The 14,744-nt window shown below is 75.8% G+C and carries 10 protein-coding genes and 1 pseudogene; 2 read left to right on the top strand and 9 right to left on the bottom strand.

All coding sequences use genetic code 11. From position 1 onward, the window contains the following. Window positions 1–143: 143 nt before the first annotated feature. From fxsT to ACGFYU_RS34805, 7 genes and pseudogenes are all read right to left on the bottom strand, one after another. Window positions 144–3,146 (bottom strand): FxSxx-COOH system tetratricopeptide repeat protein, encoded by a 3,003-nt coding sequence (gene fxsT, locus ACGFYU_RS34835; RefSeq protein WP_393831305.1) that lies wholly within the window; start codon window positions 3,144–3,146, stop codon window positions 144–146. A 63-nt stretch (window positions 3,147–3,209) separates the two neighbouring features. Further along, entirely contained in the window at window positions 3,210–4,469 is a 1,260-nt protein-coding gene (locus tag ACGFYU_RS34830) for an HEXXH motif domain-containing protein (protein ID WP_393831304.1), read from the bottom strand. Between the two features lie 293 nt (window positions 4,470–4,762). Then, window positions 4,763–6,043, bottom strand: a pseudogene (locus ACGFYU_RS34825) (FxsB family cyclophane-forming radical SAM/SPASM peptide maturase); the annotation flags it as partial. A 100-nt stretch (window positions 6,044–6,143) separates the two neighbouring features. Beyond that, window positions 6,144–6,338 (bottom strand): FxSxx-COOH cyclophane-containing RiPP peptide, encoded by a 195-nt coding sequence (fxsA, locus tag ACGFYU_RS34820; RefSeq protein ID WP_382647176.1) that lies wholly within the window; start codon window positions 6,336–6,338, stop codon window positions 6,144–6,146. A gap of 90 nt (window positions 6,339–6,428) precedes the next feature. After that, the gene (locus ACGFYU_RS34815) at window positions 6,429–9,626 is read right to left on the bottom strand and encodes an SAV_2336 N-terminal domain-related protein (RefSeq protein WP_393831303.1); all 3,198 of its coding nucleotides are present in this window, start codon (window positions 9,624–9,626) and stop codon (window positions 6,429–6,431) included. Between the two features lie 6 nt (window positions 9,627–9,632). Beyond that, the gene (locus tag ACGFYU_RS34810; RefSeq protein WP_393831302.1) at window positions 9,633–10,664 is read right to left on the bottom strand and encodes an AAA family ATPase; all 1,032 of its coding nucleotides are present in this window, start codon (window positions 10,662–10,664) and stop codon (window positions 9,633–9,635) included. A 22-nt stretch (window positions 10,665–10,686) separates the two neighbouring features. Then, complete coding sequence (locus ACGFYU_RS34805) at window positions 10,687–12,744, bottom strand: trypsin-like peptidase domain-containing protein (protein ID WP_393831301.1); 2,058 nt, start codon at window positions 12,742–12,744, stop codon at window positions 10,687–10,689. A gap of 130 nt (window positions 12,745–12,874) precedes the next feature. Between ACGFYU_RS34805 and ACGFYU_RS34800 the strand changes: the two genes are divergently transcribed. Further along, the gene (locus tag ACGFYU_RS34800) at window positions 12,875–13,060 is read left to right on the top strand and encodes a DUF6104 family protein (RefSeq protein WP_010061466.1); all 186 of its coding nucleotides are present in this window, start codon (window positions 12,875–12,877) and stop codon (window positions 13,058–13,060) included. A 135-nt stretch (window positions 13,061–13,195) separates the two neighbouring features. Here the strand turns inward: ACGFYU_RS34800 and sodN are convergent, their stop codons facing one another. Continuing rightward, window positions 13,196–13,591, bottom strand: coding sequence for a superoxide dismutase, Ni (sodN, locus tag ACGFYU_RS34795; protein WP_030709803.1), 396 nt, complete (start codon window positions 13,589–13,591; stop codon window positions 13,196–13,198). 171 nt (window positions 13,592–13,762) lie between these two features. On the opposite strand from sodN, the gene sodX reads away from it, so the two are divergent. Continuing rightward, window positions 13,763–14,188, top strand: coding sequence for a nickel-type superoxide dismutase maturation protease (gene sodX, locus ACGFYU_RS34790; protein WP_393831300.1), 426 nt, complete (start codon window positions 13,763–13,765; stop codon window positions 14,186–14,188). Here sodX and ACGFYU_RS34785 read toward each other — a convergent pair. Continuing rightward, on the bottom strand, window positions 14,092–14,721 hold the full coding sequence (locus ACGFYU_RS34785; protein WP_393831299.1) for a CGNR zinc finger domain-containing protein: 630 nt from the start codon (window positions 14,719–14,721) through the stop codon (window positions 14,092–14,094). The genes sodX and ACGFYU_RS34785 overlap by 97 nt on opposite strands. Between the last annotated feature and the right edge of the window lie 23 nt (window positions 14,722–14,744).

Raw genomic sequence — 14,744 nt, 5'->3', positions numbered from 1 at the left:
AGGGGGGGCGGGTGGGCAACCGCCGCCCCGCTGCGGAGGTGAGAGGGGGGCGAAGGCCCCGACCGAGCGCACAATCCACCGCGCCCCCACCAAACGCACCTGCGCCGAAGCCCCGTAAGCCTCGTAAGCCCCCGCCCCCACCCCTACGGCTGCGGTTCGAAGTCCCAGTACGGCCTCGTCTGTTGTTTCGCCGCGATCGTGTGGACGTGCTGCGGGCCCAGTGTGCGGGTCAGGGACCTGATGCCCGCGTCCTCGTGTTTGCCCGCCTCCACGTCCTCCCGTACGGAACGCAGGTCCGCCGCCAGGGCGATCTGGGCGCTCAGTGTCATCGGGTGGTCCGGGCCCAGTACCTGCTCGCAGGCGCGCAGGGTCTCCCGGCTCAGGTCCAGCGCGTCCTCCAGGCGTCCGGTGATGTTCCGGTGCCCGGTGGCGTTCAGGGCGCAGCCCAGGGTCCAGGGGTGGCGGTTGCCGAGGGCGCCCCGCATGCCGACGAGGGCCTGCTCGGCCAGGTTCAGCGCCTCCACCCGCTCGCCCTGGGCGCGCAGCACCAGGCCGAGGTTGCCGACCGTGCCGATGCTGTACGGGTGGGCGAGGCCGAGTTGCGACTGGTAGCCGCGGACCACGTCCTCGGAGATCCGGCGAGCCTCGCCGATGTCCCCGTACTCCCTGAGGTAGGTGGCGTAGTCCGAGGCCACCATCAAGGTCCACGGGTAGTCGACCCCGAGCACCCGGGTGGCCCGCTCCCACACGCTCCGCAGCCGCTGCCCCGCACCGGGGATGTCCCCGGAGCGGCGCAGGCACATCCCGAGGTTGTGCTCGGCGCGCAGGGTCTGCGGGTGGCTGGGGCCCAGCACCTGGGTGTTGAGTTTGACGCCCTGCTCCTGCCGGGTCTGGGCCTCCCGGTAGCGGCCCATGAGCCGCAGCCCCATCGCGCAGGCGATCCCCGACGAGAGGGTGGAGATGTGCTGGGCGCGCAGGACGCGCTCGCGGCGGCGCAGGGTGTCCAGGTCGAGGTCGTAGGAGTCCTGGTAGCGGCCGAGGAGGCGGTAGGTGGCGGCCAGGTTGTTCTGGGCGCCGAGGGTGGTGGAGTCGTCCTCGCCGAGGAGTTCGCGGTACGTGGCGAGGCAGTGCTCGAAGATCTCGCGGGCCGGCTCGAACTTGGCGATGCACAGCAGGACCCCGCCGTACGCGCTGGTGGCGCGCAGGGTCTCCAGGTCGCGCTCGCCCCGCTCCCGGACGATCTGGTCGGCGACGGCCTTCGTCAGGGTCTCGGCGCGGCGGAAGATCCCGAGGTTGCGCAGGGCGCTGCCGTACTGGTAGCTGAGCTCCCGCAGTTTGGGGTGGTCCTCGCCCAGCATTCCGCGCCAGGCCTGGTCGGTTTCCTCGCTGAGCCGCAGGCAGGTGCGGTACTCCCCGGCGAGGATCAGGTAGCGCAGGCAGTGCAGCAGGAAGGTCTGGATCCGCGGGTTGCCACTGGTCAGCACCCCGGAGGTGGTGAGGTGCGGGATGAGTTCGGCGTACCGGGGCCAGAGCCGGGAGTCGGAGGGCCGGCCGGGGTCTGCGGCGGCCAGCACCTGGCGGACGGCGCGGGCGAGCGGTTCGGCCTCGTCCTCGGAGAGGTTCTCGCGGACGATGCCGTGGACCATGCGGTGCAGCTGTACGGTCTCCAGCCCGCCGCCGCCCTCCTCCACGGGCAGGTCGGAGTACTCCAGGCGGACGACGGAGAACTGGACGAGCTTGTTGAGGGCGGCGTTCCAGCGGATCTGGTCGTTGATGAGCCCGGCGAGCTGTTCGGGCACGTCGTCGACGGGGAATTCGCGCAGCAGCCGCAGCGGCACGGGACCCGGGGCGAAGAAGACGAACAGCCGCAGCAGGGCGAGGGCGTCGGGGAAGTTCTCCCGGACGTTGTTGAGCAGTATCGCCAGGGCGGTCGGGAAGGGCAGCGGGTAGTCGTCGGAGACGGTGACGGCCTCGCGGGAGTCCAGCCGGCGCTGGAGCAGCGCCAGGTAGTCGCCGACGGTCAGCGGCGAGTCGGCGAGCCAGCCGGCGGTCTGGTCGAGGGCGAGCGGGTAGTCCTCCAGGGCCTCGGCGAGCTGGTCGGCCTCATCGGAGGTGAGCCGCAGGGCCCGGCGGCGGATGAAGGTGATGGACTCGGGCCTGGCGTAGAGGGGGACCTCCACGAGGCTGGTGTGCCGGGAGGCCCATTCGCGGTTGCGCGAGGTGATGATGACGTCGCCCGCGCCCGAGGGCAGCAGGTCGGTGAGGTCGTCGGGGTTGTCGCAGCCGTCGAAGACCATCAGCCAGCGGTTGTACGGGGTTCCGCGCCGCAGCGCTTCGAGGACGGCCCGGATCTGCTCGCCGTAGCTGCCCGCGCCGCGCGGCAGTCCGAGGGCGGGGGCCAGGTCGGCGAGGCGTTCGCGCAGGGTGGGCCGGTCCTCGGCGGGGACCCACCACACGACGTCGTACTCGGAGGCGAAGCGGTAGGCGTACTCGGTGGCGACCTGGGTCTTGCCGACGCCCGAAAGCCCCAGCAGGGTGACGGTGGAGGCGCCGGGCGGGGCCTCGGCCAGGGCGGCGCGCAGGGTGCCGATGACGTCGTTGCGGCCGGTGAAGCGGGGGTTGCGGCGCGGGACGCGGCCCCAGATCTCGGGCGGGTCGTTGGGGAAGCGGGGGCCGCGCCGGCCGGTCTCGGTGCCGATGCGGTCGGTGGGCAGCTCCAGGCGGCGCAGCACGCGGTATTCCGCCTCGTACGCGTCCAGCCCCCACAGGTCGGTCTTCTCCAGGACGGCGACGGCGCTGGGCAGCGGGGCGTCGGTGAGGCAGACGGCGGCGAACCGGTCGGGGTGGCGGTCGGTGACCGTGCGCAGGGCGGTGTTCCACTCCTCGTCGCTGTGGGTGCCGGCGGAGAAGTAGCGTTCGCTGAGGATGAGCAGGACCCGGCTGCCGGAGCGGGCGAGGTCGTCGAGGGCCTGGCCGAGGCCGGGGCTGTTCTGCGGGTCCCAGCGTTGGAGGGCGACGCGGTGGCCGTGCTCCTCCAGGCGGTGGGCGATCCACACGGCCCAGGGGCGGTTGAACCCCGCGAAGCTGATGACGAAGCGCTGCGGCTGGGCGGTGCCGTCGCGGTCCTGCCGACTACCGGTGGTCATGCGGCCGTCTCCCTGAATCCGGGCGGTGGACGGGTTTGAAAAGGTACCGCAGCGGACGCCCCGTCAGACTGCCGCGAACGGCGCGAGTTCGGGGTGTTCCTCGCACCAGGCGCGGCGCTCGCGGTCGACGGCCCGGCGGGCGGTGGCGTGCTGGTCGCCGGGGGGCGGGAGGTCGTCCATGGCCCGCTCGGCGGCGCTCATGGCGTCGGTGAACTCCCGGCCCGCCGCGGTCAGTCGGTCGTGTGCGCGCAGGACGGGCAGGACGGCCGCCACCTGGGCCCGGATCCGGGCGTGCTGGGCCCAGGCGCCGCGGGCCCCGTAGAGGGCGGCGCGCTGCCAGTACCCGGCCAGGGCCAGGTGGGCGTAGGCGCCGTGCAGGAGTCCCTCCAGGGGGCGGGGGTCGCTGCGCCAGGGGGCCCAGTGGCGGGGGGTGCGGTCGGCGGTGTGCAGGGTCAGGACGTCGGCGAGGGCGGTGAGTTTGCCGTGCTGGACCTCGTGGACGAGGGTGGCGGCGAGCGCGGGCGGGGCCTGTGCGCGGGCCAGGACGGAGCCGGCGGCCGCGGGCAGGGTGGCGCCGCTGGAGCGGGAGCCGCCGGCCAGGGGGACGACGGAGCGCAGCAGTTGGACGGTCTCCTCCGCGCGGGCGGTGTCGTACCGCTGGAGCAGGGTGAGCGCGCCGGTCCACTGGGTGTCCCAGCGCTTGTGCCCCTTGGCGGTGAGCCGGCGGGCGGGGCGTACGGGTGCCGGCCGGTCGGGGCCGGGTGCCCGGTAGGGGTCGAGGTCGTCGAGGGCGGTCCTGCCTCCGGGGAGGGTGTGCAGGGGCAGGGTGGCGGGGTCCTGGGGGTCCCAGGAGCGTTCGGTGACGGCGAGCCGGCCGGGGCGTTCGGGGCGCAGCAGTCCGAGGGTGGGCAGGACGAGCCGGCCGTGCAGGGGCCGCAGGGTGTGGGTGAAGGCGATCCCGGCGCGCAGGGCGGCGGCGACGGCGAGGGCGCCGAGGTGGCCGAGGTCGGGCGGGGGCCCGTACGGGGCGTGCAGTCGGCGCAGGGTCTCCTCGGCCCAGACCCCGGTGGCGGGGTAGTGCAGTACGTCGCGCACGGCGCCGGGGGCGTGCCGTTCGGCCTCCTCCAGCAGGGCCCAGTGGTCGGCGGTCTCGCCGGACCGGCCGCCGGGGGCGGCGTCGAGTACGGCGCGCAGCAGGACCAGGCGCTTGGAGCGGCGTACGGCGCGCACGAGGCGGGTGCCGTCGGCGGAGGGCTCGGTGGAGGCGAGGGCGCGCAGGGTCGGGGAGTCGACGCTGAAGGCGGCGAGGGCGACGGCGGTCACGAGGCGACCGCCGGGTGGGCGGGACCCCCGCCCGCGGCCGCGGGGCAGGCCGGGGCGGGAACGGCGGCGGACGGGTGGGCCGGGGCCGCAGAGGCGGCGGACGGGTGGGCCAGGGCGGCAGAGGCGGCCGACGGGTGGGCCAGGGCCGCAGAGGCGGCCGACGGGTGGGCCAGGGCCGCAGAGGCGGCCGACGGGCGGGCCAGGGCGACCGGGACGGCCGACGGATGGGCCAGGGCCGCAGGGACGGCCGACGGGTGGGTCGAGGCGGTGGGGGCGGCGGACGGCAGGGCCTCGGGCGGCGGGCCCGGGTGCCGGGTCGCCGTGGCGAGGGCCGCTGCGATGTGGCGGATCAGGGCCTGGAGGTCGGCGCAGTAGACGGAGGGTCGGTGGAAGCCCTCGGCGGCGCGGTAGCGGTGCGGGTAGTGGCCGCCGCCGCACACCTCCACCAGCTCGCAGGCCCGGCAGCCGGCGGCGAGCGCGTCGCGCCCGAGCTGGCGGGCGGCGAGCCCGGGGTGGTCGAGGAGCTGGTCGAAGCTGTGGGTGGCCACGGTCATCCCGGTGGCGGCGGCGCCCTCGTAGGCGGACTTGAGCGAGTCGGCCTGTTCGAGGGAGCCGTCGGTCTCGATGACGGCGGTGGCGGCGGGTGCGAGCCCGAGGGTCTCGGTGGCGGCGGGCAGGCCGAGCAGCAGGGCGATGATCTCCTCGAAGGTGCGGATCCGGGTGCGCCGCACCCCGTCGTGCCACCAGCGTTCGAAGACGGCGAGGAGCCAGTCGGCGTACGGGGTCGCACCGGGCCGGTGGCCGGCCGGCGGGGAGCTCCAGTTGGCCAGCGGCAGGAGCAGGCCGACGCTGGGCGGGGCGAAGGCGAGCAGGGACTCGTACGTCTCCAGGGGGTCCTGGTCGAGGTCGATGACGCACAGGACCCCGGCGTAGCTGTCGGGATGCCGGGCCAGGAGGCGCAGGCCGCGGGCGGCGGCGCCGAATCCGGGGCGTCCGGCGTGGTCGACGCGCCGGGTGTTGTGCGCGGGCAGGCCCCCGTCGAGGCTGACGCCGACGCGGATCCCGGCGGCGGCGAGCGCGGCGAGGCGGCCGCGGGTGAGCAGGGTGCCGTTGGTCTGGACGGTGGCGGTGACCCGGGTGCGCGGGGCGGCGGCGGCCACGGCGGCCCGTACGGCGTCGACGGGTTCGGCCAGCCGGGCGGGCGCGGTGAGCAGGGGTTCGCCGCCGTGCAGGACGAGGTCGACGCGGGGCAGTGCGTGGGCGGCGGCGTGCTCGGCGATCCGCTCGGCGGCGCGGGCGGCGGTGGCCTCGGCCATGGCGGCGGGCTGGTCGCGCCAGCCCTGGTCGGCCATCTCGTAGACGTAGCAGTAGGTGCAGGCGAGGTTGCAGCGGCTGCGGGTCTTGAGCACGAACTGGCGTATCGGATGGGGCCGGTGTCCGGCGGCGCGCAAGGCGGGGACGTCGAGCCGGGTGTAGGGCCAGGGGGCGTGGCGGGCGTGGCGGTCCTGGACGGAGCGCGGCGGCGCCGTCCGGTGCGCGGGCAGCACGGCGTCACTCGTGTGCGTGTGCCTCATCGCTCCACCTCCACCCTCCCCTGCGGACGGTCCATCCCTGCCCTCCGGACGGTCCCGGCTAACGGCGGAAAGTGGTCAACTCCGGCCGCACCGCGTGTGGTCAGGCGACTCCCGAGTCGAAGGCGTTGAGGATCTCGGCGGGGTGGGTGACCCGCTCCACCATGTTCTCGATCACCTGGGCCAGCACGGGATGGTCGATCCCGCGCAGCGCGGCCAGGTCGAGCCCGGAGAGGTCCGGGAGCCGGCCGGGGCACGCGGGGGCCTCCGCCGCCACTTCCTGATGTTTCGTCACCATGAGCCGCCCGTCCCCCCGTTGCTTCGCGAGTTCGATGGTCCACTGCCCTTTCCCTCCGGCCGGTACGCGGAAACAAGACCGGCGCCGCCGTCAGAGTCCCGCTTCCAGGGCCCGGACCCGCTCGCGGAGCGCTTCGGACCGCTCGCCCGAGCCCGCGTCGAGCCGCGCCCACAGTTCCAGCGCCGAGCGGTACGCGTCCAGGGCCGCCCGGGGCCGGGCCAGGCGCTCCAGCACCTCCCCGCGCAATTCCTGTACGCGGGCGGCCAGTTCGACAGCGGTGCCCTGCCGCTCCTCGCGGTCGGCCTCCAGGGCGGACCGCCAGGCCCGCCGGTAGGAGTCCGCCGCCCGGTCGAGGCGGTCGGCGGCCCGGGTGTGGCCGTGGATCTCCTGCTGTACGTCGCCGTGGTCCCGCCAGGCGCGGGCCCGCTCCAGCGGGTCCCGGCTGTGCCGGACGGCCAGCTCCAGCAGGTACTCCGCCTCCCGCAGGTCCACCGGGTCCCCCTCGTAGGCGTGCCGCAGCCGCAGCCCGGTGGCCAGCCGCAGCAGCCGGCGCGCCGCGTCGGGGTCGGACTGCGGGACCGCGGCCCGGCTCTCGCGCAGGACGCGGACGGCGGTTCCGGTGAACCGCCGTCCGTCGGCGGCCCGCGCCCGGTCCAGGAGTACGTCGCCCCACTCGGGCAGCAGTTCCCCGAAGGCCTCCCCGTCCCGGGGGATCAGCCGCCGGGCCCGCCCGTAGGCCTCGGCGGCGTCCTCCAGGGCCGCCGGGTCGGCGTCCCGCCCGTGGCGGGCCCGGTGCACCCGGGCCAGGCACAGCAGGGCGGCCACCCGCAGTTCGGGGTCCCCGCCGGCCTCGGTGAGGGCCTCCTCCAGCTGGGCGGCGGCTTCCTCCAGCCGCCCGGGCAGGTGGCGCAGGGCGCCGGCGAGTTCCACCCGGGCCCGGGCGCGGGCCCCGCGTCCGGCGGCGGGGTCCAGGGCGAGGCGGGCCGCGGCCTGTTCGGCCAGGGCGGTGCGCTCGGCCGGGTCGGGGGTGCGGGGCAGCAGGGCCAGCAGGACACGGCCGAGGGCCCGCCCGGGCTCCGGGTGGGGCGCCGTCCCGTCGGCGGGGCCGGCCAGGGGTTCCAGGGCGGCGCGCGCCTCGCGCAGCGGGCCCGGGTCGTCGCGCAGGGCGCTCAGCCGGATCAGGGTCTCGGCCCGCCGCACGGCGCAGTCCCGCCGCACAGCGGGGTCCGAGGCTGCGGCGCCCGCCGTGGCGAACTCCCGGTCCGCGGCGGCGAGCAGCTCTGCGTCGGGCTCCGCGACCAGGGCCCGCTCGTGGTACACCCGGCCGAGCAAGGCCCGCGCCGGGGCCGTGCCCAGGCCGGTGAGGGCCCGCTCGGCCTCGGCGAGGAGTTCGGGGTCGTGCTGTGCCGCCCACAGCCGCAGCAGCGCGCCCGCCAGCTCGGTCTCGGCCTCCTCCGGGGGGTCGCCGGGCCCGGCGGGGGCCGCCACGGCCCGGCGCAGCACCGCCACGGCCTCGTACAGGGCCCGGGCGTCGCCGTCCCCGTCCCCGTCGGCGAGCCGGTCGCGGGCGGCCTGGACCGCTCCGGCCCGGCCGGGCACCGGGGGTGCGGGCTCCCGGACGGCCGGGCCCTCGTCCGGCATCCCGGGCAGGTAGCGCCGTACGACTTTGGCCGAGACCTGCGCGAAGGCCTGCGGGAGCCGCCCGGCGGGGGCCCGTTCGGGATCGCCGGGCCCGGGGCCGGCCGCCGTCGGGGGCGTCCCGGTCAGCTGCGAGACGGCGAGTGCCGGGAAGTTGCGCACGCCCCGGCCGAAGTGGGCCAGTACGTATTCGGAGCAGTGCTTGAGCACCAGCGCGGCCTCGTCCCGCCCCAGCGGCCCCAGCAGTACGTCCTGCACCCCGGGCACGAACTCGTACCACTGCCCGGGCACTTCGGCGCTGCGCCGCAGCAGCCCGCCGAGCAGGACCTCCGCCAGGTCCGAGGGCTCGGAGTCCGGCAGCATCGTGCGCTGGACGAGCCGCATCACGGGCAGGGTCAGCGGGGCGGCCGACAGGTACACCGCGAGCTGTACGGCCCGGGGCGCGGCCTGGGAGCGGAACCGGGCCACCAGTTCGCGCGGCGGCCGTACGGCGCGCGGCGGGGGCGGCGGCGCGGCCGGGTGGGCGGCCAGGACCCGGCCCACCTCGGCCGGTACCGGCCCGGTGCCGAGTCCGGCGACGAGCCGGGCCCAGGCCCCGAGCGCGGTGGCGTTCGGCGGCAGCACCGGCACGGTCAGCCCGCCGGTGGGCCGCCCGGGCAACGGCGGCCGGTCGGACCGGAACTTCAGCTTCACCCCGCTTCCGCCGATGCCCCCCTCGGCCCGGGAGAGCGTGCCCCGCTCGGTCGGCAGCCAGCTGCGCCCCCACAGCCGCTGCGGCAGCGGCTGGACGACCACGCACGGGGTGCACTCGACCCACCGGTGCAGCAGCCGCTGGGCGGTGCCCTCGCGCCACAGCGGTCCGGCGCAGTCGGAGACCACCATGGTCAGGGCCCGGCCGGTGGGGTCGCGCAGCTGGTCCCCGGAGCGCAGTCCGGGCCCGGGGACGGGGCTGCGCCCGAGGGCGGCCGTGCCGTCGGCGAGCCGGTGCAGGTAGTGCACCTGGACGTCCCGGAAGGCACCGAGCCGCTCGCACACGGACCGCAGTTCCTCGAACATGTCCTGCCACACCGCCATCGACGGCGACGCGTCCATCACCAGGCGTACGGTCGCCTCGCGCCGGCTCTCCGGCCGGAGCACCGGGATGACCGGTCCCAGGGCCCGGGCGGTGGCCTCGGCGGTGGCCTCCTCGTCGAGCACCATGCGGGTGGGCGGGCCGGGCGGCCGGTGCCGCTGGAGGGCGCGCAGGGCCCGCTGGATCTCCAGGATGCGGGGCAGCGCGGCCGCCCCGGGGACCCGTACGGGCACGGCGCGCTCCCCGGGCGGCTCCCCGGACGGTTCGGCCTCGGTCCCGTCGGCGCGGCGCGCCCCGGGAACGTGCAGCCTGACCGGGTCCTCGGGCTCCGCCTCCGGCCGTACTGGCTCCTCGGGCGGGCCGGCCCGCTCCTCGGTCTCCCGCTCCGGCTCCGGGGCCTGCTCGCGCGTACCCGGCTCGGCCGGTCCGGGGCGGCGGATCCGCCCGGCCAGCCACAGGGCGTCGGCGAGCTCCTCGGCGGACGGGTCGAGCCCGGCGCGGCGCAGCAGCGCGGCCAGTTCCCGGATGCCGGGCGGCAGTGCGGGGGGCAGGTCGGGCGGTTCGGCGCGTGGTGGCACGGTCCGTCACCTCGGGCGGTCGAGGCGCTGGATGAGCAGGTCCGCGAGGTCCTCCCGGGTGGGCGGCGCGGCGTAGTGGGTCAGGTAGACGGCGTTGAGCAGCTGGTCGGCGGCGACCAGTTCGGACTGGGAGCGGCTGAGGAACTCCCGGATCAGGTCGGCCCCGAGCTGGGCGGCCTCCTCGCCGAGGTGGGCGCGGACCATGGTGGCGAGCCGTTTCTCGCCGGGCTGGCCCAGCTTGAGCTGGATGCAGCGGCGCAGCAGGGCGGCGGGGAAGTCCCGTTCGCCGTTGCTGGTCAGGATGATGAAGGGGAAGGCCCGGCAGCGCACCCGGCCGCCCCGGACGGTCACCTTCGTGCCGTCGTCGGTGAGGACCTGCACCTCGGGCTCGGTGTCGGCGACCCGCTCCAGCTCGGGGAGGGTGAACTCCCCTTCCTCCAGTACGTTCAGCAGGTCGTTGGGCAGGTCGATGTCGCTCTTGTCGAGCTCGTCGATGAGCAGGACGCGGGGCCGCCCGGTGGGCAGCAGGGCGGTGCCGAGCGGCCCGAGCCGGATGTACTTCCCGATGCCGGGCACCCCGCCGGCGGCCTCGGCCCGCGCCCCGCCGCTCGCCGCGAGCTGCACGTCCTGCAGCCGGGCCAGGGCGTCGTAGCGGTACAGCCCGTCCTGGAGCACGGTCCGCGAGACCACCGGCCAGCGCAGCACCCGCCCGAGCTTGAGCTCGTGGGCGACGGCGTGCGCGAGCGTGGACTTCCCCGTCCCCGGGAAGCCCGTCACCAGCAGCGGCCGCCGCAGGTACAGCGCGGCGTTGATGGCCTCCAGTTCCTCCGGCTCGGGGCGGTGCAGCTCCGCGGCCTGGCGGTGCGCGCCGAGCCGCCGGGCGATGTTGCCGTCGGCGGGGCCCGCGGCCGCGGCCGGGCCGCCCTCCTCCCCCACCGGACCGCCGTCGAAGTCCCGCCACGGCGGCGGGTCGGGCAGGGCGTCGATCCCGTCGTGGGGTTCGCCGACACCCCGGTAGATGAGCCATTCGTCGTTCACGGTTGCTGCTCCCTCCTGCCGGTCACAGGTCCCCCTGCAGCGGCTCTTCCTCGGGCAGGGCCCGTGCGGGGTCGTCCCAGACGAGCGCGATCCCCGCAGCCCAGTACGCGTCCGGGTCCGCCCCGTACGCCCGCCCCCGCAGGGCCTGGAACCGCAGGGGCAGCGCCTCCCCCCGGCCGGCCTCGACCAGCTCCTCCCGCAGCCCGCGGTGGAAGGGCGCGCAGGACACCCCCGGATCCGCCGGGGGCCGCCTGCACACCACCACCCCGAACCCGGCGTCCCGTACGGCGTGCAGCGCTCCGCGCGTCGGCTCGTGCCCGGGGGCCCGGCAGTGCACCGGGACGGTGGTGTCCGGGAGCCCGGCCAGCCAGGGCGCCGCCGGACTGCGCGGGCGCCCGCGGATGCAGTCGGACCGTTCGTCCAGCAGGGGTCCCGCCTGGACGCGGGCCCACCGGGCGGCCGCGGCGGGGCTCGCGGTGCCGCGGGCGTGACGCAGCACCACCGGCCGCTGCACCCCCAGCGGCACGCCGCCCGCCATCACCCACTCGTCCACCGCGAGTCCGAACAGCTCGGGGTCGACGGCCACTTCGAGCAGGGCCGCCGCCTCGTGGGTGTCGCAGCGCCGGAAGCCCTCGGCGAGCGGGGCCCGCAGCGCTTCGCGCAGGGCGCGCGGGGGGACCCGTACGCCCGAGTCCACGGGCGTCAGCCGGCCGGGGTGCGCCGGGCCGGCCAGGACGGACACCGCCCAGTCGTAGACGTCCTCCCAGCCGTGGGGCCATAACTCCAGCAGGACCGACGCCCCGTTCGGCAGGCCGCCCGCCGGCCGGACGGGGCCGCGCACCGCCCGCACGGCCGAGGCCCGCCGGCGGCGCTCGCGCTCGGCCAGGCCCCGCTCGTGGCGCTCGCCGAGCTCGCGGCGCAGCGGCCGCCACAGCCGTTCGGCCGTGGCCCGTACCCAGTCCCACAGTTCCTCGTCGGCGCCCGGGGTGGGCGGCTCGCGGTAGTCGGCCACGCTCACGTCCGTCGCGTAGCGGAGCATGGCCGCGGCCTCGCCCGTGCCGCCGGGCGGGTCGTGCAGCAGCCCGAGCCCGTCGCGCCAGCTCAGCGGGGCGAGCGGATGGGGATCCGGCTCCTCGCCGCGCGCGGCTTCGACGAGGCCCCGTACGACCTCCGAGGAGCCGGGCGGGGGCAGTTCGGCGAGCAGGCCGTACAGGGTGGTGCGCTCGCCGGGGGTGAGGCGCCCGCGTCCCTCGTGCGGGTCGGTGTCCGCGGGCAGTTCGCCGTGCACGTCCGTCCAGGTCCGTCGGCTGTTGAGGTCGCTGAGGTGCTGGTCGTAGTGGTGCCGGTCGTGGGCCTGCATGACCCGGCGGTAGAGCCCGATCTGCCCCCGGGCGGGCATGGGCAGGGTGCGCAGCTGCACGACGGAGACGGCGAGCCCGCCGCCGCCGGTGTGCCGGCGGGCCTTGACGACTCCGACGACCTCGCCGCGGGCCAGGTCGACCACGGGTCCGCCGGACATTCCGGGCTCGATCTCGTCGTCGTCGCCGAGCCGGATGGCGGCGCCGTTGCCGGCGGTGCCGCGCAGCCGGGTGGTGCGGCCGGTGATCTCGGGGGTGCCGAGGTCCTCGGTGCAGCCGAAGTAGGCGACCTCGTCGAAGCGGGGTCTGGAGCGGTCGGTCAGCCAGGCGCAGGCGTGCGAGACAGGGGCGAGGACCCGTATGAGCGCCAGGTCGGGCAGGTCCCACAGGGCCCGCCGGCCGGGCCGCCGCTCCTCCAGCCGCTCGGGCAGTACGCATTCCACGCGCCCGGTGACGGTCCCCGTGCCGCCGTTGCCCCCGGAGGAGAAGGTGATGCCGACCTCGCGCCCCGTCAGACGCACCGCAGCACCCCCTTCACCGACCACGTGCGCGCACGTCAGGACCCAGCCGGGGGCGATGAAGAAACCGCTGCCCCAGGTGGGTCCGGTCCCGGAGGTGTCATACCCGGCGGAGGGGGCGTGAACGCGTACGGTCGCCGCCTGGACGAGGGGCTCAAGGAGCTCGAAGGCGCGCGCGGAGCCGACCGTGCGCCCGTCCGTCATCCGCGGCCCCCCACTCGTGAGGCGACCAGGCTACTGCCGGGTCACCTCGGGCGGGAGGTGTCTTCGCGTCCGCGGATTATCCTGGCGGGAAACGCCCCCTGAACACCCTCATCACGGCACGGAGCCCGACTTGTACTTCACCGATCGCGGCATCGAGGAGCTGGAGAAGCGGCGCGGCGAGGAGGAGGTCACCTTCGAGTGGCTCGCCGAGCAGCTGCGCACCTTCGTCGACCTGAACCCGGACTTCGAGGTCCCGGTGGAACGCCTGGCCACCTGGCTGGCCCGGCTGGACGACGAGGACGACGAGGACGAGTAGTCCGCCCCCGGCGACCTGGGCCGCAGGCCCGGGCCGCGGTGACGGTGCGGCATGAGGACGGCCCGGCTGCGCGAAGCAGTCGGGCCGTTCTCGTGTGCGCTCTGACCAGCGCGGTGGGGTGCACGAGGCGCCGGATCAGGCGGCCTTGGTCTCCCAGAAGATGCGGTCGATCTCGGCGATGAGCTCAAGGGCCTTCGCGCCGGTCGCCGGGTCGTTCGACGCCTTGGCGGCCGAGAGGGCCTTCAGGGTGTCGTTGACCAGAGTGTGCAGCTGGGGGTACTTCTCGAAGTGCGGGGGCTTGAAGTAGTCGCTCCACAGCACCGAGACGTGGTGCTTGGCGAGCTCGGCGCGCTGCTCCTTGATGGTGATGGCGCGCGCGCGGAAGTCGGCGTCGTCGTTGGCCTGGTACTTCTCCTGCACGGCCTTGACGGACTCGGCCTCGATGCGGGCCTGGGCAGGGTCGTACACGCCGCACGGAAGATCGCAGTGGGCGGAGACCTTCGCCTTGGGGGCGAAGAGGCGGGAAAGCATGGAGTGATTCCTCCTCGTGATCGTCTTCTCAAGGGGGAGATTACTCGCTCGGAAACCGGATTTCGCGGGCGCCCCCGTGGGCTTAGGACAAAAGTCCAGGGTCGCGCGGGGACCGGTGAGCGAATGTACGGAGCCGTACGGCAGCATGCGGGGGTGACGAGGAGGACGCGCATGGTGGACAACGGGCGCCCGCGGAAGCAGTTCGGGGTGGTGGAGGTGACGGGGCCGTCGATGGCGCCGACGCTGAGCCACGGGGACCAGGTGCTGGTCCGGTACGGGGCCGCCGTCCGCCCCGGCGGCGTGGTGGTGCTGCGCCACCCGTTCCAGCAGGACCTGCTGCTGATCAAGCGGGCGGTGGAGCGGCGCCCCGGCCGCAGCTGGTGGGTGCTCGGCGACAACCCGTACAACGAGGCCCCCGGCGACAGCACCGTCTACGGCCCGGTCCCCGATGAGCTGGTGCTGGCGACGGCGGTCCTGCGCTTTCGGCCGCGCGGGGGGCATCAGCGCTCGCTGAGGGCCCGGCTTTCCTGGGCGCTCTCGGCGCTGCGCCCGCTGCGGGCGGACTCCTCGGCCTCCAGCCGCTTGCGGGCGCGGTAGGCCGCGACGTTCGCCCGGGTGGCGCAGCGGTCGGAGCAGTAGCGCCGGGAGCGGTTGGTGGAGGTGTCGAGGTAGGCGTTGCGGCAGGGCGCGGCCTGGCACAGGCCGAGGCGGTCGGGGCCGTGCTCGGTGAGCGCGAAGGCCAGGCCCATGGAGGCCATGGCGGCGTAGCCCGCGGAGGCGTTCGAGGGGTGCTCGGCGAGGTGGATGTGCCAGTCGGGGGCGCCGTCCGGGCCGAGGGTCTCGTGGCCGGAGACCTGGGGGCTGACGGGGAACTCCATCAGGAGCGAGTTCAGCAGGTCGACGGCGAGTACGTGGTCCCCGCCGTCGGCGGCCTCGAAGACGGCGCGCAGCCGCCCGCGGACGTTGCGGAAGCGGGTGACGTCGGTGTCGGTGACGCGGCGCGCCATCTGCACGCTGGCGCCGAACAGGGCGCGGACGGCGTCCACCGAGGTGAGGGCGTCCTTGTTGCGGGCCGGCTCCTCGGTGTTGACCAGGCGCACGGCGAAGTCCGAGTAATGGGCCAGTTCCACTTGTAGTCCTTACGGCTGCGGAT

Source organism: Streptomyces sp. NPDC048337 (assembly GCF_043201175.1).
Lineage (GTDB): Bacteria > Actinomycetota > Actinomycetes > Streptomycetales > Streptomycetaceae > Streptomyces.
This window is presented reverse-complemented; position numbering and strand designations above follow the sequence as displayed.

Coding starts and splice junctions, on each gene's coding strand:
- fxsA (WP_382647176.1), bottom strand. CDS start 6,338: ATGGTGACGAAACATCAGGAAGTGGCGGCGGAGGCCCCCGCGTGCCCC.
- fxsT (WP_393831305.1), bottom strand. CDS start 3,146: ATGACCACCGGTAGTCGGCAGGACCGCGACGGCACCGCCCAGCCGCAG.
- sodN (WP_030709803.1), bottom strand. CDS start 13,591: ATGCTTTCCCGCCTCTTCGCCCCCAAGGCGAAGGTCTCCGCCCACTGC.
- sodX (WP_393831300.1), top strand. CDS start 13,763: ATGGTGGACAACGGGCGCCCGCGGAAGCAGTTCGGGGTGGTGGAGGTG.
- ACGFYU_RS34805 (WP_393831301.1), bottom strand. CDS start 12,744: ATGACGGACGGGCGCACGGTCGGCTCCGCGCGCGCCTTCGAGCTCCTT.